A 17,992-nucleotide genomic window follows, 5' to 3' on the forward strand; every position below is an offset into this window, starting at 1 on the left:
ATTTATATTTCTCTAATTGTTGCGTATCACGAAACGCTGTTTCATTCTATCGTTAAAAAAAGAATAGCATAATCATCCAACTGTTTCAACAATTCAAAAAAATAAAATGATTATGCTTTTAGAGCGGCTTCCTTCATTTCTTTCTTAATTTCCACACATCGACCAGGTGTTGGAAATAGTTTTCCGGCATTTAATAGATTATCTGGATTGAAAACTTCACGAATATTTGTTTGTGCAATAATTTCCTCATCATTAAAGACAAACCGCATTTCTTCCCGTTTTTCAATCCCTACCCCATGCTCACCTGTAATTGTTCCACCAACATCGGCACAAACCTTTAAGCATTCACTGCCTGCAAGGAGTGCTTTTTCAGTTTCACCAGGGATCCTTGCATCAAAAAGGACAAGCGGATGAAGATTCCCATCTCCAGCGTGGAAAATATTCGCAATTCTTAGTCCATACTTTTCACTGATCTGCTGAATTCTTTGGAGGACTTCCGGTAATTTACTGCGTGGAATAACACCATCTTGCACTAAATAATCTGGAGAAATTGCTCCCATTGCCCCGAAGCCTGTTTTTCGATTCGCCCACCAGCGTTCCCTTTCTTTTTCATCCTTTGCTGCTCGGACCTCGCGAACATTGCATTTCCTGCATACATCAAGAATTTGATTGATTTGCTCATCAATGCCAGCGGCAATCCCATCTACCTCTATAAGTAATACCGCATCGATATCTTTCGGATGACCAACTGGAAAAGCAGCCGCCTCCACCCCTTCGATAGCAACTTTATCCATCATTTCTAAGGCAGCTGGTACGATTCCAGCAGAAATGATATCTGAAACAGCCTTACTCCCATCCTCAACTTTGTCAAAATAGGCGAGCACCGTTTGTTTGCCTTCAGGATTTTTTAAAATGCGGACTGTTATCTTTGTGACAATTCCTAGAGTGCCTTCTGAACCGGTTAAAAGCCCAAGCAAATCATAGCCTGGCTCATCTAAAATCCCGTTTTTGCCAACTTCAATAATCTCGCCATTCGGTAAAACTACTTCAAGCCCTAAAATATGATTCGTCGTTACACCATATTTTAAACAATGAGCCCCGCCAGCATTTTCTGCAACATTTCCGCCAATTGTACAGCAATATTGACTGGACGGATCTGGTGCATAATAATATCCTTTATCAGATATCGAATTTGTTAGTTTCAAGTTGACAAACCCGGGCTCGACAACTGCCCTTCTGTTTTCCAAATCAACACTAATTAATTTTTTCATCCGCACAAGACTTATAATAACCTCACCATTAATCGGAATCGCCCCGCCGCTTAATCCAGTTCCGGCACCGCGCGCAAGGAAAGGCAAATTGTTTTCTGAACAATATTTTACAAGCTTCGCCACTTCCTCTGTATCCTTTGGAAAAACGACAGCTTTTGGCAAATGCTTATGAAGGGTAAACCCATCGCAATCATAGGCAATTAAATCTTCTTTGTGGTAAAGAATAGCCCTTGGTCCGCCGACAATTTCGGCTAATTGGTGAATATGAATATCGGTTGTTTTTATTTTTGTTTTTATGTCAATCAGCCTCCTTTTTCTCCTTTTGATAAGCCCAATCGAGGAGCTGAACAGTATGAACGATTTTCTGGTTTCGTCCATATTTTTGCACACCTAAAGCCATTTGTAGCATACAGCCTGGATTCCCCATTGAAATCATATCGACATCATCCGGAACATTTTCCATTTTGCTTTCCAATACAGCATCCGCCATTTCAGGATTCGTAATATTGTAGATTCCTGCACTTCCGCAGCAACGATCCGCATTTGGCATATACACCATTTCTACCCCTGGGATATTTAATAAAAGTTCTCGCGGCTCATGCCTCACACCTTGACCATGTGCAAGGTGGCAAGCATCATGGTACGTAATCGTTGTATTAATTTCGGCCGTTGGTTTTTCATACCCGGTGTCATACAGATGTTTTGAAATATCAACGACCTTTTTTGAAAATTCCTTTGCTCTCACACGCCACTCAGGCTCTTCTTTAAATAATTCAGCATATTCCTTCATCATACAGCCGCAACCCGCCGCATTGACGATCACCTTCTCGGCATCTTGGAAAGCTTCAATATTTTGCTTAGCCAGCTTCCTTCCCATCTCACGGTCTCCTGCATGAACATGTAAAGCCCCACAGCAAGTTTGTGCCGTTGGTATCGTGACATCGTTTCCATTCCTTGTCAGAACGTTAATTGTCGATTCATTAATGTCACTGAACATCACATCCATAATGCATCCTGTTAACATGGCGACCTCTCGTTTGGATTCGCCTTGTGCTTTGATGACTGGTTGATTTTGATATTTTTTTCGGACGGATTGTTTAACTTCAGGCATGATTCCTTCCATCTCAGCTAAGTGCTGTGGCATGATTTTAAGAAGATTCGTTTTTCTAGCAACCTTTTGCAGCCCACTTTTTTGATAAAATTTCAATAAACCTCCAAGTGAGTTGAGACGAGTTTGATGGGGGAAAATTCCATGGAGGAAAAGTTTACTAACCGTTCCTTTCCACCCTGTTAACGGCATCGCCTGACGAATTTGTCCCCTTGCTTCTTCGATTAATCCGCCAACATCGACATCTGCCGGACAAGCAGTCGTACAGGCACGGCAGTCTAAACAAGCAAATACGGGATCCATGAATTGCTCATTTACTTCAAGTTTTCCTTCTGCAACAGCTTTAATTAAATAGACACGCCCCCTTGGAGAATGCTGTTCCTGACCTGTATGTTCATACGTCGGGCATGATTCAAGGCACATCCCGCAATGAACACAATCGGCCCATTTGTTCTCATCTGGCGGATCCTTCCATAAATAATTGCTTAAGCTTGTTGTACATGGAGGAGTTTGTTTCAATTCCAATTCAGCACTCAAATTAAATCCCTCCTACAAATCTGTTCGGGTTTAATAGTTTATTCGGATCGACTTTCGCCTTAATTCCTTCAAGAAGGAAAAAGTAAGAAGGCTTTTCTCCCCAAAAATCAACTTCATTTCGGAGACTTTCTGGCAGATGTTTGATAATTACATACCCGTCTAATGCTTTTACACTCTTTCTAATGTGATGAATATAAGCAGCAACATCCTCTTTCAAGCCAGTCAGAGTTATTTGACAAAGCCCGTGCCCTAAGCCCCCGTGTACTTCTGCCTTTATATTATGTAAATCTTGTAGAAGATCAGCCTCTTTAACAACCTTCAATACATCGAGATTAACGACTCCTGCTTTTAATACAGCTGTAACTTCTTTCATGCCAGATCCTTTTCTGTTCATTTCGTAAAATTTCTCCCAAAAACTCTGTGCCTCCTTTTCTTGAAGAACGGCTATTTTTGCATGAGTTGGCGCCATGCTTCTCAACATCTCTTCCTGATAATGAACAGAGCTTTCAACATCTTCGAAGGCAATGGCTAGAGTATAATTTCGTTGATTTGTTAACCTCTCTGAAATAGTGGGATTCAGCCATTCTAAACAAACCGGTTCTAGTGTTGAATCAAGCACTTGAACAGCAAATGACTTTATATCTTCTGCATTCCCTTCCGGAAACGATAATAAAGCGATAGATTCATATTTTGGAAGCGGCCGTAGCTTAAAGGTTACTTCTGAAATTACACCGAGAGTCCCCATTGACCCAATAAATAATTTGTTCATGTCATACCCAGCGACATTTTTAACTACTTTTCCGCCAGAACGAATGACTGTCCCATCAGGATAAACGGTGCGAAGTCCGATGACAGAATCGCGTGCTGAGCCATATTTATATCTTTTTGGACCGCTATCATTTGCTGCTAAAATGCCTCCAATTGTTGCTTCGGTAGGAGAAAATGGATCAAGCGAAAGTTTTTGCTTACATTTTGCCAAATAATCCTGTAGCTCCTGAAAGTTTGTTCCCGATTTAACGGTTATCGTCATATCACCGACCGTATGCTCTACGACTCCCTTATATTTTTCTAAGGAGAGTAATAAATCATCCGTTTGTTGCTGCCCACCAAAACCACTTTTGGAGCCATTCCCGATGATAGATACTTTCAGCTGATTATCATTGGCATATTTTAATAGTGTAGAAATCTCATCTTCTGAATAAGGATACACTGTGACGAGATCGCCATAACCTACCGATAATTGTTCTTCTAATAAACTTGACTTTAATTCATCTAAAAAAATGGCCGTTTTCATAACCAGATCTCCTTATTGTTCCGTAATAAGAAACACTGTTTTCAATCATAGAGAAAAAAATACAAGCAATTACTTACTATTAAAGCATTCTATAACAAAAATTTCAATGAACATTTCGAATTAAAAGAAAAATTGAAATATATCGTTTCTTTGTATTAAAGGACAGTAAAAGTGAGGTTTCATGAAACTATGTCCTTTATCTCTGTTTTAAAGGACATAGAAGAAAAGAATTCGCAAAAGTATGTCCTATAACTCTGTTTTATAGGACATAGAGGGGGCGATATTATAAAAAGATGTCCTTTATCGCTCCTTTATAGGACATAGAGGAGGCGGTACCACAATACTATGTCCTTTACAGGATCATAAATGACATATAGTGGGGCCCCGGGTTCGCGGCCTCCTACTTTTTCATTAGAAAATATATATCAGCAATGAAGGCTAATCTATTATCAACATTACGATTATCAAACCTAAAAAAACCTGACTGCCGTTGCAATCAAGCAAACACAGTCAGGTTTTTTATAATTAAAAGATTCGAACGACACGTCCATTAAATGTATTCTTCCAATATCCGCTGCTCATGTTAGCAATCGATACCCCAGTTGAGCTTTGTGAGCCGATAAATTTACCGCCGCCAATATATATACCTACATGTCCATCCTTTTTATAAGTATCAAAGAATACTAGATCACCAGGTTTCATATCACTGGTAGGTACTTGACGACCTACGCTTTTTAATGATTCTGTATAGGCTGGTAATTTAACACCCGCTTGAGCATATGCCCATGAAACGAAGCCAGAGCAGTCAAATCTGCCATTGGCAATATCTGATGCCGTTCTACCGCCACCGAATACATAGACAGAATTTCCGATATACTTATTTCCAGCATTAATGACAGTATTTACATTTCCTTTTGCAACTGGTGTTTCCTTCACAGGAGCCTCTTTCACAGGTGCTTCTACTGAAACATTATTAGAAACATTATTAGAAGCGCTATTTGGAGTGTTACTTGTTTCATTTTTCACAGTTGAAGAACTTGTATTTGCTTGGGCAACAGTATGATGTTTAACTTCAACCTTTTGGCTTGCTGCCAATCTTGTTTGAATTTCTAGCTCTTTTGCAGCAAGTGTACTATCTTGAATTTTTAAATCAGCTTTTAAAGCTGCAATTTCATTTTCTTTTCTATTTAACTCTTGTTCTAATTCATTTGTTTGCTGCTTTTGTTCTCCCAATTGAGCTTGCATCCCAACTAGCTCTGTTTTCATGCTTTCTAAATTCGTAAGCTTTTGTTCGACAGAAAGCTTTTTTTCTTCGATTTCTTTTTTATCGGCATCATGCTGAGCAATGATATCTTGGTCTGCTTGCACAATTTTTGTAACAGCTCCGACTCTTTCAACGAAATCGCCAAAGCTTGTAGCACCAAGTAATACTTCGACATAGCCGATCTGGCTATTGCCGTTTTCTTGGTATGAAACAGCCCGCTGTTTTAAAATCTCATTTCTTTTATCAATTCGCTCTTGAATTTCTGCTATTTCCGTCTTTAATTGTTCAACTTCAGCTTTAGTTGTAATAATGTCGTTTTCAGTTTTCTTAATTAAATTATTATTATCATTTATTGCCTGCATCACTCTATTAATTTGTGCAGTCAAGCGTACGCGCTCTTCCAAAACTGCTGTTAGCTCAATATCCGCTTTTGAAAGGCTTGATTGGACATTTAATCTTTGATTTTGAATTTCTTGTTTTTGACTATGTAAGGATGCTGCATCAACCGAAGGAATTGAAGTGAAAGCACCGAGTCCAAGCATAAGTGTCGTGTTTAAGATAACTAACTTCTTTTTCATTTGTAATCCTGCCTCCAATTATGTTTAGTCATCGCTGCCCCTTGGCATATGTAAAATAATTCATTATTTATGGTCTATGAATAATTAAATGACTGATTAATAACTAGAATTATAACATGGTAATTTAACAGGATTATTTTAGTTATATTACAAAAGTATTTCAAATACTTCCATCTATTTTCACATAGAGGGAAATATTGGATATTTTTAGAGTGAATATTACATATTCCTCCAATTTTGTTCCCAATATAAGAATATCATTAACTTCCATATGTGCCTTACCCCAAACAAAAATAACTGATTATACACTCTCATATAAAGGGCATAATCAGCTATAATAGAAATTATTTTAACTCATACTCATTTCTAGTTCTTCAACTCTCTTCTCAACATATTTCCGATCTTTTTGCGCGTGGAAGGTTTCGGCTTTTTCAACAATAATCGAAGTATTGTACTCTGGAATCTCTGCGTATTTCTCATAAACACCTTTTGGTAATAGCACATTCCCTTCTGGCCAAAATACAGCGATATTACCAGATTTCACATCTTCAAATTTTGCTCGGCCTTGTAAAGTGCCATAGCTATTAAAAGCAACGATGGAATCGCCTTCTTTAATATTTATTTGCTCCGCATCTACAGCATTCATTAAAATATCATAGCGATCTGCTCCATTGAAAGGATCAGTCTCACTATAGATCATGGAATTAAACTGCTTTCCTCGTCTTGTTGTCACGTAAAACTGACCTTCCGTTTTCCGCAGCTCCGGAATTTCAATAGCTAGCAAATTCCCTTTCCCGTCAGGTGTCGGACAATTTCCCCCCTCACATAACCAGGCACCACCCCACTGGAAAACATCTCCACGGTTTTTCAAATGCTGAATGCCATCATAATTTCGATTCGCGATGGAAATTTCATCACGGATTTCCTCCGCATGCGTAAATTCTATGAGATGCTTCTTATCCGGATATACTCGAGAAGCTAAATCAACATAAATTTCCCACTCTGATCTTGCTTCCTCAATTCTTGGACCATTAATTTCTGGACTAAAATAAACCATTCTTTCGGTACTAGTTGAAGTTCCTCCGCCGGGCTGTTCATATCGTGTCATCGCTGGAAGAACAATCACTTCTTCCTTCGCCTCAACAAGAGTTGATGTATTAAAGATGATATCCTGATGTACACGAAGCTCAACGTTTTCAAGCACTTCCTTAATAAAATCCGGATCTGGCATTGTTTCTAAAAAGTTTCCTCCACTCGTATAAAAGAGCTTAACCTTCCGTTCATGATTCTCAGGAAGCATAACATTTTCCAACGTCTGTCCAACCGTATCTCCCTGCCATCTCGGAACCCCGAAGCCCCATAAATATTCCATCCGCTTAGCATTCAGCTCATCAAAATCACTTCCAGGAAGAACGAACGGATCTGCTCCCATTTCACCTGAGCCTTGCACTCCACTATGGCCGCGTATTGGCATTACTCCACAGTGCTCTCTGCCGATAAAACCACGCAGCATCGCAAGATTAGCAACCTGAGAAATATTATCAGTAGCAAAGCGATGCTGTGTCAGCCCCATACTCCAAATGAATACACCAGATTTTGATTTTGCTAATAGCTCGGCAAACTCGTACATTCTCTCTTTTGTTAAACCAGATGATTGTTCGAGAAGCGCCCAATCTTGATTCTCAATATGGTTTTTCAGCTCTGAAAAACCATTCGTATGTTCATTGACAAATTCATGGTCAATCGCAGAGCCCGGAACTTTTTCTTCCATTTCAAACCAATGTTTCATGACACCATTCATAAAGGCAATATCGCCGCCAATATTCACTTGATAGACATCATCAACAATTTGCGTTCCAAACAACGCACTTTCTGGTACTGATGGAATCCAATAATTTTCCATAGCCGGTTCGCGATACGGGTTAATCATGATAATTTTTGTTCCCGCTTTCTTCGCGGCATACATATATTTCGTGGAAACAGGCTGATTATTTGCTGCTACGGAACCCCAGAAAATTAGGACATCTGTTCCAATCCAATCTTTGTAATTACAGCTAGAAGCGCCAATCCCTAGCGATCTTTTTAAAGCTGTTTTACTAGGGGAGTGACAGATCCGGGAAGCGTTATCAATATTATTCGTCCCAAGAAAGCGGGCGACCTTTGCTGCAGTATAATATACTTCATTCGTAATCCCTCTTGCTGTTAAATAGAAAGCAAGCTGTTTTGGATCGATTTTCTTTATTTTAGTAGCAATTCTATCTAAAGCTTCGTCCCAAGTGATTCTCGTAAACTTCTTTTCTCCTTTTTTTCGTGAAAGCGGATATGGAATTCTCCCAAGCTTTCGCAGCTCAGTACTATCTAATTCTTGCATTTTTTCGATATTTTCCAGCCATGAAGGATCAATTGCTGGCATCGTATTCAATCGAAGAACATTTAATCTCGTTGTACAAAGGTGCGGGCCTGTTAACGTTTGATCATATAAACCGGAAACTCCGAGTGCACAGCCATCACATACTCCTTGTGTTAAAATTCGGAATGCATAGCCTAAGTTATCTTTATTATCCCACGCAACCTTCATTGTATCTCTAATATGATGGGGTTTTATTTTCCCAAGTCCCATTGGAGCTTTGCTCGCCCATAAAGATGGCTTAAGTGAAGTATCTAATTTCATTGGTCCCGTATGTTTTGTTGATGTCATGACATTATGCTCCTTTATCATTCTTAATCTAGTTGGTAATTTTTTCCATAAAAACACAAAAACCACCAACACAGATAAAAATTGTGTTTGGTGGTTAGTCTTTAGCAGGATCGCTACCAAGTGCCAACTTCCGGTTGACTATTTAGTTTTAAACATTTCTTCAATATTTTTATCAAAAACAAACACCGACATGCCAAAATCTCTTTCAATATCGATATCGACAAAGAGGTCGATGAGCTTTGATTGTAAGAAATTCTCCATTTCAATCGGCTGATTTTTCTTATACATGTCCTTCACCATTTCAGTTCTGGCTGCACGAAGCATCTGCTTCCCATCATCAGCACTTGCAATAAATTTTTCAACTGGCGAAAGATTTCCTTCCATTTCACATATCGCCCAATTTTTGCAAAAAGTAGTTGTTACTTTGCCAGGACCTTTACCCATATGTTTTTTTCGGAAAGAACGTACAAGATTGCTAAATTCTGCTTCATATTTGTTCATGCTATTTCAATCCTTTAATTCCAATATAAGAGAATCTAATTGCTACCTATAGTTGAAATAATCATACTACTATACTTAGTTAATCAATAATTCATAAAATTGTCAAACCGCAACTTCATTCCCTTGCATTTGTTTTTCTCGAAGCTTTTTAATATCGATTCTAATAAGGATTGAAATCGTTAAAGCTACGGCAAACATTCCTGCAAATACCATTAAACTTTGGGAATAGGATCCTGTCGTTTCTCTTATCCAAGAGGCAAACATTGGTCCTGCCAGCCCAGCCGCAGACCATGCTGTCAAAATATATCCATGAATGGCACCGAGCTGTTTTGTTCCAAATAAGTCGCCAATATAAGCTGGGATTGCAGAGAAACCACCTCCATAACATGTATAAATAACGGCTAATAAAATTTGGAAAAGTAGCGGATTGGTTGTCATTGTTACTAATGGAAATGCAATTACTTGGATAACAAAAAATGTAGTATAAGTATTTGGTCGACCTATAAAATCCGAGATAGATGCCCAGCCTATTCTTCCAAGACCGTTAAAGGCACCTAGCACACCAACAAGTGCTGCTGCAGCAATTGGATTCAGTCCAATACTTTCCTGTGCGAGTGGTGAAGCAGCAGAAATTATGGCAATACCGCAAGTAACATTAATAAAGAGCATCAGCCATAAATAATAAAATCTCTTCGTTTTTATCGCTTCATTTGCTGTTAATTGGGATAAATCTTGTTTAAGGGCTTTAGTACCAGCTTTTATTTTTTCCTGGAAACCAGCAGGCACCCATCCCTCTTTCGGAGGGGCAAGATACAAGGAAGAAATCATCATAATGAGGAAGTAGGAGATTCCAAGAATATAAAAAGTGTTAGCAATTCCAACAGCATCTATTAAGCTTTGCATAATCGGACTACTGATTAGGGCTGCAAAGCCGAAACCCATAATGGCAAGGCCTGTCGCTAATCCTCTTCGGTCCGGAAACCACTTTACAAGTGTTGAAACAGGAGCAATATACCCAACTCCAAGTCCAATCCCACCAAGAACCCCATAAAAAATATACAATAATGGCAATGAGGCTAAGTTTATCGCTAATCCTGAACCAATGGTTCCAACGCCAAAGAAGATCGCTGCCAACATCCCCGCTTTTTTCGGTCCATATTTTTCAACAAAATGGCCTAAAAATGCTGCGGATAAACCAAGAAATAAAATCGCTAAACTAAATGTAAAACTAACTTCTGTTAACTCCCATCCAAATTGAGCGACAATTGGCTTAGTAAAAACACTCCATGCGTATACAGATCCGATAGAAATATGAATTCCTACCGCAGAGGCTGCAATCAGCCATCTGTTTTTCACTTTTTCCATCCACTCTACACCTCGTTTTATTGATTTAATAAAAATAAACCGCCAATCCCCCTTGTCTCATAGACATTGGTAGGGATTGACGGTTAGCTACCAGCAGGAACGCTACTATACACCAACAGTTAATCGCTTACATAAAATATTTTACAAATATTAACCGACGACAGGTCCGCTATCTCGCATCAATAATTGTTACAACTTTATGAACTTTTCTAAATATTAACATCTTTTTAATTTGCTTACAACTCTTTTTCTTTTTTTATAATGGTAATATTATTTACTATTGATATATTAAGTGATTGTGCTAATATTTTGGTAAATATACTGACGGTTCGGCAGGTGAGTAAAATGAAAGATCAGCTCAAAAATAGTCAACAAATATATCGATTTGAGAATGGTATTTTACAAGAACAGTTTGATGAAATTGTAGTCGAACAGCCTTTAACAATCATGTTAAATGGGGAAGAATTTGCAACGATGGTTTGTTCACCAGAGCATCTTGAAGAATTAACGATCGGCTTTCTTGCATCGGAAGGATTTATTCGTCAAGAGGAAGAGATAAAAAGTATTTCAATCGATGAAAGTAAAGGCATTGCCTATATAGACTTGCTAGTTCCTGTTACGACTAGCCATGAGTTTCATTCAAAACGGTTTATTGGCTCATGCTGTGGGAAAAGCAGGCAGTTCTATTTTCATAATGATGCCCGTACTGCGAAAACATCCACTTCCAAAATAACGATAACACCTGATCAATGCCTTAACATTATGAAGCAGCTGCAGGATAGCAGTGTGACATTCCAGGAAACCGGCGGCGTGCATAATGCTGCATTGTTTTCCGGTGAGATAATGGTAGTTAACCGCACAGATATCGGGCGGCATAACGCACTAGATAAAATTTATGGCTATTGTATTCAAAATAAAATTTCCGTTCGCGATAAAATTATTGCCTTTAGCGGCAGAATTTCATCTGAAGTGTTATTGAAGGCTGCCAAAATTGGTGTAGGCATCATTCTTTCAAAATCAGCTCCTACTAATCTGGCCATTCAGCTGGCGGAGGACTTAAATATTACTGCTGTTGGATTTATCCGTGGCAATTCATTTAATGTGTATTCACATCCTTCTAGAATAGTAGAATAGGAATACGATAATTATGCTCGTCATCAGATTCGCTTTTTCCAATATTAATATTCCCCTGACTATTTATACAGGGGAATATCTTTTTTAACATTGAAAAGCGGCTGGGAATTGCTTAATGATGCCAGATGTAAATACATCTGCCATTCCTAAAGCCTGTTTTTGTATTTGGTCATAAACCGCAATATCTGCGGCAAAGTTTTTGTTTATCATATATACAGCCTCTAATTTTGTAAGTCTGAGATGTTCATAAAACATTTCCCTTACATCCTTAACTGGCCAATTTGGATTTATCGTGTTCATAAAAGTCCCTATTTTATCTGCGTTAGCATACCACTTTTTTTCAGCGATGGCTGCCGCTTTGGCATCACCTGCTGCAGCAGCAGTTACCAAATCTGCGGCAAGGATTAAATGTTCCCTGATTAATCGGCCGAAGCGATCTCCAATTTCAGCTCCATAATATTTTCGAAAAGCATTCCCCATATCCGTTGCATTTTGGAAAAGTCTCTTTATGACAAAATCTTTATCAGGAAGTTTAAAAACGATGCTGATAATCGCCATTCTTGTCCATGCAATATGTTCCTCCCAAAGTAAACGCATGAAGTTATTTAAATCCATTTCAGCTTTACTGACACATAAATTTGCACGGTAATTTGGGTGAAAAGAAGCAGTTGAATAATGAGGGATTATACCTCTTCTAACGTTGTCGGCATACATGGCTTGATGATGAGAGTACATAGATGGAACTCCTCTTTTCGCATTTTTATACATATGTTATGGGTAAAAGGCCAAAAGTGTTTCACCTTGAAATAGGCTAAAACTACTGATTGAAGTTTCACTATATATCGTCTATGTATAACCCACTTAACAAATTATATTAATTGTTTAAGTAAGGTCTAAGTATTTTCATCGCATCATTCAGCTTTTCGGCATTTTTTCTGTACATTTTTTTAACTTCCTCAGAATCTGTTTCTAATTCAAAAATCTCCATATCTGCTTGGCATTTTTTCAGCATTGCCATTAAAAGTGGTCTCGTTTGTGGCGTAGGCTGCTGAATTTTATCATCGTAAAGATCAACCGTTAAATCTCCATACGAATCCACTTGACCATAAAAGACATTATCAATTGTAACTTCTAGCTTATCTAATTCATCAAGAAGCCATTTTCTAGTTTTCCCTGCAGAGGAAAGGGAGTCATGGACGATATTTCCGTCTCGTATTACTGTTTGTGGTACTTTATCATTCGCTACCTTTATATTAAGATCTTTAAAAGTTAATGGCCTATTTTCCTTTTTTAATAACACACTTAAGTCACCTGTCTGTTCTAATACGGCAAACTCTACATCTGCTATATTAAATACATCTTTTTTTCTAAGCAATGTAGTAAGCTGATCTGTCGAATATTTTTCCTTTTTTAAGTTATCCTCCATTATTTTCCCATTTTTTATAAAAATGCTTCCTTTTCCTTCAACAAAATCACGAAATGAATTGCTTTTTAAAGAAATAAAGCCAACCCCAATAGTTACTAATCCAAAAATACCTATGGCTACTAAACCATGCCAAACATTACCGTCCAGTCCCATGATTACTTCGCCAGCAATACTGCCGATTGTGATTCCTGTGACATATTCGAAAAATGAAAGTTGGTAAATTTGCTTCTTCCCCATTATTTTTGTCAATACAAATAAGACTAAAAGAAAGAAAAAAGCGCGTATAATGATTTGACTCCATTCTGACATTTTATCACCTTTAATCTTAAGATTTCTTATATTGTGGTTCTTCTAAAATCATTTCACTCACGCGAACTTGAAGGTCTTTCTTAATCTCATTCATCATGTTCATCATCTCATGAAACGTTTTTTGTGCCTCCGGATCTTGTGAATTTAATGCCAAAATCGAAAGTTGAGCTTCAATTCCTTTAATATTAGAAAGGCTTTGCTTTACATTAGAAATAACAGTCATGTCATTTACTCCCAATCTAAAAATGATGAAAAGGTTGGCTAAAAGCCAACCAGTAAAAGCCTATTGATTGTATTGCGGTTCTTCTTCTTGAATTTGCTGTAAGCGTGGCTCTACAGTGTCAATGACTGTTTGAGTTTGCTGTGCGCAAGTCTGGTATAATTGCTTAGCCTGTTGATTATCTGTTGCTAATGCAAATCCTTCAAAGCTCGCTTGAGCGCTTTTCAAACCCGCAATTGTTTGTTTAACTTGTGTGATTACTGTCATGGCTTTCCCTCTTTCTATAAATATTGACTTACAATAGATATTATTTCTTGTTTGCTTTTCTTTATTAATAATTATTTTGGTAAAATTAACTGGCCTTTATTGATAAGGAAATTTCAGTCTCTATATGATGATAAATAAAATTCCAGATGAACGGTATGTGCATAATATTGAATACAAAAAGCCGCTGTGTGATGAACAGCGGCCTTTTTAATCATTATAACGGTAGTAAATTGATTGTTTCTTTACCTTTAATTTCTTCTATCATTTGCACCCATTCTTGAGGCTTGTTTGTTAAGACTGAGTAATAGGTCGTTAAAAATTCTGCAACGAGTGCTGCTGAAATTTCGGAAACATTGTCATCAGTTGGCATAAAGCAAAAATCAAGCCCTTTAACTGCTTCGCCATCATTTTTCCACGATGGATGGACATAGGATAGATCTAAACGCTTGTAGCCAAGATGGGATAAGACTTCACGACGTACGAATGGATTCATTGGTTTGACACCGCCAAACTCATGATCTTCAAGCTGATACGGGTCATAAATTTCAGCAAACATGCCAAACAGCACTTTCCCATTTTCTTTCGCTAATTCTTGGAGATCCTTTTCGCGATTACGCGCTAAAAATCTGCCTAAACTTAAGCCAGGGCGTCCGATTATAGTAAAATCTGTCATAGCGATATTCCAATCGGCATAATATCGATATTCTGTCGCCCCTACAACTTCATCGTTATGAACAGCGACAAATACTCTAATTCCTGGATCTTCTAATGGCTCTTTCCACAATTCAAATTCCAACACTTCTTCTGGTGGAAATACCTCTTTCATTAAATCATGCATTTGCACAAATAAAGGATCCTCAATACTCGTTATTCTCCGATATTCCATAGGACTATTCTCCTCTCTGCTTAAAGGGGTTTTTCCACTCCATCAAAACGGCGTGATGAAGGGATTCCTCATCTTCTAAGTAATTTTCGATGATGGAAACTGGTGTCCGGCCGCAGCGTAAAAGGAAGGAAATAACGGGATCTTTAATTTCTCCTTTTATCACGGCATCTATATATTGATTTGGCGTCAAACGATCTGCCACTTTATGATATCCAGGCATTCTACCGCCGCCAAGTAATCGATCAAGACCAAGTTGAATGACAACTTGGTACATCGACTGCATCATAAATTTTCCAAGGCCCAGCTTCCGAGACTTTGGTCTAACACTAATATCCACGATATACAGTGTATTTCCATTCGGATCATGATTGCGAATATAGCCGCAATCTGTTATCTCTTCCCAGTTATGTGATGGATGAGCGGGATCAAATTGGACACAAACTCCTGTTAGTGACCCGGCTAATTGGCCATCCATTTCCACACATAAGGCGCCTTCAGGAAACAATGTAACATGATTCGTTAATTGCTCTTTATTCCACCATAGCTCAGATGGGAAGGGCGGCGGAAAACATTCTGCCTGAATTTGAATCAGTTCATCAAAATCTGCTTCTGTGTAATTCCGAATAACAATTGGGATTGGTTTATCTTGATCAAAGGCATAAAATTCGCTCCGATAAGCCATTTTCATCCCTCTTATTCGCTCTTTTCCCAATCTGGATATAAATCGACACGTCGATCACGCCATGTTGTTACGGATCCACGCTCGCGAACCTCATATAAAAGAGATAAGTCAAGATCGGCGGTCACAATCATATCATCATTAATTTCACCTTGTACCATAATTCCTTGTGGAGGAAATGGAACATCATTTGGTGTGATCACAGCTGCCTGTCCAAAATTCCCTCTCATGAAATCGACTGTTGGCAGAGAACCTACCGTACCTGTCGCGACAACATATACTTGATTTTCAATTGCGCGCGCATGGCAAGTGTAGCGTACACGATGAAATCCGTGACGATCATCTGTACAAGATGGACAGAAAATAACGTCCGCTCCCTTCGCCTTCGCCATTCTGACGATTTCCGGAAATTCAATGTCATAGCATGTTAAGACAGCAATTCTTCCTTTATCTGTATCAAAAACTTCAAGCCCATCACCAGCAGACATATTCCATTCTTCAACCTCTGTCGGCGTAATATGCAATTTCGCTTGTTCAGCAATTCGGCCATCTGGGTAAAATAAATGGGCCACATTATATAAACGATCATTCTTTTTAATTACATGTGTGCCGGCAATAATATGCATATTCGTTTCTTTCGCAAATTTAATAAATAAATTTTTATATTGTTCTGTGAAGCTAGGAAGTTCATCAATCGTTAAGCTTGCCCCTTCACCATTACCAATCGATAATAGCTGTGTCGTAAAAAATTCAGGAAACAAGATAAATTCCGATCCGAATTCTTGTGCGGTTTTAATATAATGCTCACATTGCTTCGCAAACTCCTCAAATGAATGAATCGTATGCAAATGATACTGTACAGCTGAAACACGTAATTTCAAAATGTCATCCCCCTTATCAATGAATAATTGAGATGAGTGGTTCACTCAATCCTTATTGATTATCAAGTATTTCTCAATAAATGACAATACTCTTATTGAAATTTTTACAATTTTCAACCTCTAATATTTGAATTTTTTAAAATTTTAATCAAAAAAATAAGCATTACAATAAAATGTAACGCTTACACTAAGACATATTACTTTTCCAATTGCGGTTCCATTTCTGCACTAACAATTTTGAATTCCATGTCGCCCGTATTTTCAATAAGAAAATACATTTTATTATTACCTTTTTTTAATTGGCCTTTATAGCCTTTTTCTAATTCCACATAAAAAGTCCCTTCGAATTCAACTTTCGTTTTCGTTCTAGCGCGTTCTTTTACTGAGCGAATTTCTAACTTTTTTATTCCTTTTCTAAAAGCAATAACATCAAAATCCCTATTTAAAAATTGATTTTCAGCTTGTTTATAATCAACTAACAAATATTTCAAAAAGATAAATGCGGGATTTACATTTCCAGGGATATCTAAATTTACATCCTGATAAGGTCTTTCGCTAATTTTCCAGCCCTTCCCTTGAAGGTAAAGCACATCTACAAGGAATATATCTTTATCTTTCGTTTCCCCAACAGGCACTTCTAGTTTATACGTTCGATTCCAACCTTCCTTCTTAACAAAAGCTGCTTTCGCTTTGTCCCACTGCAAAATAGAGCCACCGTCTGCTTCTGGCTGAGCCATTTTCCCCTTATATTCAATAATTTGGCGTTCCTTAATAAATAGTTTAGCTTGTGATTGCGTTAGTGTGAGAGTTAAATATTCCATCAACTCTTTCTTCGTATCTAAATCGCTTGCCAAATACCGATATGGCTTATTTTTATACTGAAAGGATTGGTATTCGCCTTCTTTATAGTCTCCGCCTCTTTGCACATAGCTTTCACTTTTTTTCCACTTGATTACTAATGCAGCAACCTGTTTTTCGGAAATCGTTTTTTCTTGATTCACACTTTGGCCGATTTGTTTCGGCAGTTCTTTCGCCGAAACCGCTTCTCCTAATGCAAAAACCGGAAGACTTAACATCGTTACTGCCACACCCGTTAATAACCATTTTTTTGTATTCATTTAAATTCCTCCATTATCTTGTAAGATTGTTTCTAATTGAATTTTACTTCAGCTCTGACAATTAGGAGTTACGAAATGGTTAATAAAGGGTGGAAATTTGGTAACAGGGATGCCCTTTATGTTAGATTTGTTTAATATTGAACCAGAAAAAAAACCACTCAGAGTGGTTTTTTAATCGCGCATTGCCCCTGCTTCTCGAGAAGTCATTGCACCTTGTCCTTGGGCTACATCTTTTTGAATATCTTGTTTTACTTTTTGTGCATTTGTTCCAGAAGATTCTGATTCCATATTAGTAACCAAATTCTTCTTACCTTGTTGATTCTGTTGCATACAAGCCCTCCTATATTTATTATTTAACAATCTTATTATTTACAAAAAAACACTCGGTATATCCTGAGTATTTGAACGGATTTTTACTATATTAAAAGGAACTCTTAACGATTAAGTGTTTAGAAT

At 37.9% G+C, this 17,992-nt stretch carries 17 protein-coding genes; 1 reads left to right on the forward strand and 16 read right to left on the reverse strand.

Features of this window, described 5'->3' with window-relative positions:
* Positions 1–110 precede the first annotated feature (110 nt).
* The 7 genes from F7731_RS00455 to F7731_RS00485 all read right to left on the reverse strand — a co-directional run bounded on the left by F7731_RS00455 (position 111) and on the right by F7731_RS00485 (position 10,616).
* Complete coding sequence (locus tag F7731_RS00455; RefSeq protein ID WP_212031129.1) at positions 111–1,649, reverse strand: FAD-linked oxidase C-terminal domain-containing protein; 1,539 nt, start codon at positions 1,647–1,649, stop codon at positions 111–113.
* A complete protein-coding gene (locus F7731_RS00460) occupies positions 1,570–2,916 on the reverse strand; it encodes a (Fe-S)-binding protein (protein WP_151532808.1) in 1,347 nt (448 codons plus the stop codon). The genes F7731_RS00455 and F7731_RS00460 overlap by 80 nt, the downstream gene beginning before the upstream one ends.
* Position 2,917: 1 nt before the next feature.
* A complete protein-coding gene (locus F7731_RS00465) occupies positions 2,918–4,210 on the reverse strand; it encodes an FAD-binding oxidoreductase (RefSeq protein WP_151532809.1) in 1,293 nt (430 codons plus the stop codon).
* A gap of 525 nt (positions 4,211–4,735) precedes the next feature.
* A complete protein-coding gene (locus F7731_RS00470) occupies positions 4,736–6,052 on the reverse strand; it encodes a C40 family peptidase (RefSeq protein ID WP_151532810.1) in 1,317 nt (438 codons plus the stop codon).
* 349 nt (positions 6,053–6,401) lie between these two features.
* Positions 6,402–8,750, reverse strand: coding sequence for an FdhF/YdeP family oxidoreductase (locus F7731_RS00475; RefSeq protein WP_151532811.1), 2,349 nt, complete (start codon positions 8,748–8,750; stop codon positions 6,402–6,404).
* A 138-nt stretch (positions 8,751–8,888) separates the two neighbouring features.
* A complete protein-coding gene (locus F7731_RS00480; protein WP_151532812.1) occupies positions 8,889–9,251 on the reverse strand; it encodes a Na-translocating system protein MpsC family protein in 363 nt (120 codons plus the stop codon).
* Between the two features lie 102 nt (positions 9,252–9,353).
* The gene (locus F7731_RS00485; RefSeq protein ID WP_151532813.1) at positions 9,354–10,616 is read right to left on the reverse strand and encodes an L-lactate MFS transporter; all 1,263 of its coding nucleotides are present in this window, start codon (positions 10,614–10,616) and stop codon (positions 9,354–9,356) included.
* A gap of 345 nt (positions 10,617–10,961) precedes the next feature.
* On the opposite strand from F7731_RS00485, the gene fdhD reads away from it, so the two are divergent.
* A complete protein-coding gene (fdhD, locus tag F7731_RS00490; RefSeq protein WP_151532814.1) occupies positions 10,962–11,750 on the forward strand; it encodes a formate dehydrogenase accessory sulfurtransferase FdhD in 789 nt (262 codons plus the stop codon).
* Positions 11,751–11,834: 84 nt separating this feature from the next.
* On the opposite strand, the gene F7731_RS00495 is transcribed toward fdhD, so the two are convergent.
* The 9 genes from F7731_RS00495 to F7731_RS26285 form a co-directional block, all read right to left on the reverse strand.
* Complete coding sequence (locus tag F7731_RS00495) at positions 11,835–12,485, reverse strand: acetylglutamate kinase (protein WP_151532815.1); 651 nt, start codon at positions 12,483–12,485, stop codon at positions 11,835–11,837.
* A gap of 139 nt (positions 12,486–12,624) precedes the next feature.
* Positions 12,625–13,485, reverse strand: a complete 861-nt coding sequence (locus F7731_RS00500; RefSeq protein WP_151532816.1) for a DUF421 domain-containing protein — start codon at positions 13,483–13,485, stop codon at positions 12,625–12,627.
* Between the two features lie 16 nt (positions 13,486–13,501).
* Entirely contained in the window at positions 13,502–13,708 is a 207-nt protein-coding gene (locus F7731_RS00505; protein WP_151532817.1) for a DUF1657 domain-containing protein, read from the reverse strand.
* 60 nt (positions 13,709–13,768) lie between these two features.
* On the reverse strand, positions 13,769–13,972 hold the full coding sequence (locus F7731_RS00510) for a DUF1657 domain-containing protein (protein ID WP_151532818.1): 204 nt from the start codon (positions 13,970–13,972) through the stop codon (positions 13,769–13,771).
* 214 nt (positions 13,973–14,186) lie between these two features.
* Positions 14,187–14,858, reverse strand: a complete 672-nt coding sequence (locus F7731_RS00515) for a GNAT family N-acetyltransferase (protein WP_151532819.1) — start codon at positions 14,856–14,858, stop codon at positions 14,187–14,189.
* A gap of 4 nt (positions 14,859–14,862) precedes the next feature.
* The gene (locus tag F7731_RS00520; protein WP_151532820.1) at positions 14,863–15,540 is read right to left on the reverse strand and encodes a GNAT family N-acetyltransferase; all 678 of its coding nucleotides are present in this window, start codon (positions 15,538–15,540) and stop codon (positions 14,863–14,865) included.
* 11 nt (positions 15,541–15,551) lie between these two features.
* Complete coding sequence (locus F7731_RS00525; RefSeq protein ID WP_151532821.1) at positions 15,552–16,418, reverse strand: carbon-nitrogen hydrolase family protein; 867 nt, start codon at positions 16,416–16,418, stop codon at positions 15,552–15,554.
* Between the two features lie 197 nt (positions 16,419–16,615).
* Complete coding sequence (locus F7731_RS00530; protein ID WP_151532822.1) at positions 16,616–17,536, reverse strand: DL-endopeptidase inhibitor IseA family protein; 921 nt, start codon at positions 17,534–17,536, stop codon at positions 16,616–16,618.
* A gap of 171 nt (positions 17,537–17,707) precedes the next feature.
* The gene (locus tag F7731_RS26285; protein WP_170289617.1) at positions 17,708–17,866 is read right to left on the reverse strand and encodes a hypothetical protein; all 159 of its coding nucleotides are present in this window, start codon (positions 17,864–17,866) and stop codon (positions 17,708–17,710) included.
* Positions 17,867–17,992: the final 126 nt, after the last annotated feature.

Origin of the sequence: Cytobacillus depressus (assembly GCF_008923245.1) — a bacterium.
GTDB lineage: Bacteria > Bacillota > Bacilli > Bacillales > Cytobacillaceae > Cytobacillus > Cytobacillus depressus.

Coding starts and splice junctions, on each gene's coding strand:
- F7731_RS26285 (WP_170289617.1), bottom strand. CDS start 17,866: ATGCAACAGAATCAACAAGGTAAGAAGAATTTGGTTACTAATATGGAA.
- F7731_RS00480 (WP_151532812.1), bottom strand. CDS start 9,251: ATGAACAAATATGAAGCAGAATTTAGCAATCTTGTACGTTCTTTCCGA.
- F7731_RS00495 (WP_151532815.1), bottom strand. CDS start 12,485: ATGTACTCTCATCATCAAGCCATGTATGCCGACAACGTTAGAAGAGGT.
- F7731_RS00475 (WP_151532811.1), bottom strand. CDS start 8,750: ATGACATCAACAAAACATACGGGACCAATGAAATTAGATACTTCACTT.
- F7731_RS00455 (WP_212031129.1), bottom strand. CDS start 1,649: ATGGACGAAACCAGAAAATCGTTCATACTGTTCAGCTCCTCGATTGGG.
- F7731_RS00485 (WP_151532813.1), bottom strand. CDS start 10,616: ATGGAAAAAGTGAAAAACAGATGGCTGATTGCAGCCTCTGCGGTAGGA.
- F7731_RS00500 (WP_151532816.1), bottom strand. CDS start 13,485: ATGTCAGAATGGAGTCAAATCATTATACGCGCTTTTTTCTTTCTTTTA.
- F7731_RS00530 (WP_151532822.1), bottom strand. CDS start 17,536: ATGAATACAAAAAAATGGTTATTAACGGGTGTGGCAGTAACGATGTTA.
- F7731_RS00470 (WP_151532810.1), bottom strand. CDS start 6,052: ATGAAAAAGAAGTTAGTTATCTTAAACACGACACTTATGCTTGGACTC.
- F7731_RS00515 (WP_151532819.1), bottom strand. CDS start 14,858: ATGGAATATCGGAGAATAACGAGTATTGAGGATCCTTTATTTGTGCAA.
- fdhD (WP_151532814.1), top strand. CDS start 10,962: ATGAAAGATCAGCTCAAAAATAGTCAACAAATATATCGATTTGAGAAT.
- F7731_RS00520 (WP_151532820.1), bottom strand. CDS start 15,540: ATGGCTTATCGGAGCGAATTTTATGCCTTTGATCAAGATAAACCAATC.
- F7731_RS00505 (WP_151532817.1), bottom strand. CDS start 13,708: ATGACTGTTATTTCTAATGTAAAGCAAAGCCTTTCTAATATTAAAGGA.
- F7731_RS00510 (WP_151532818.1), bottom strand. CDS start 13,972: ATGACAGTAATCACACAAGTTAAACAAACAATTGCGGGTTTGAAAAGC.
- F7731_RS00465 (WP_151532809.1), bottom strand. CDS start 4,210: ATGAAAACGGCCATTTTTTTAGATGAATTAAAGTCAAGTTTATTAGAA.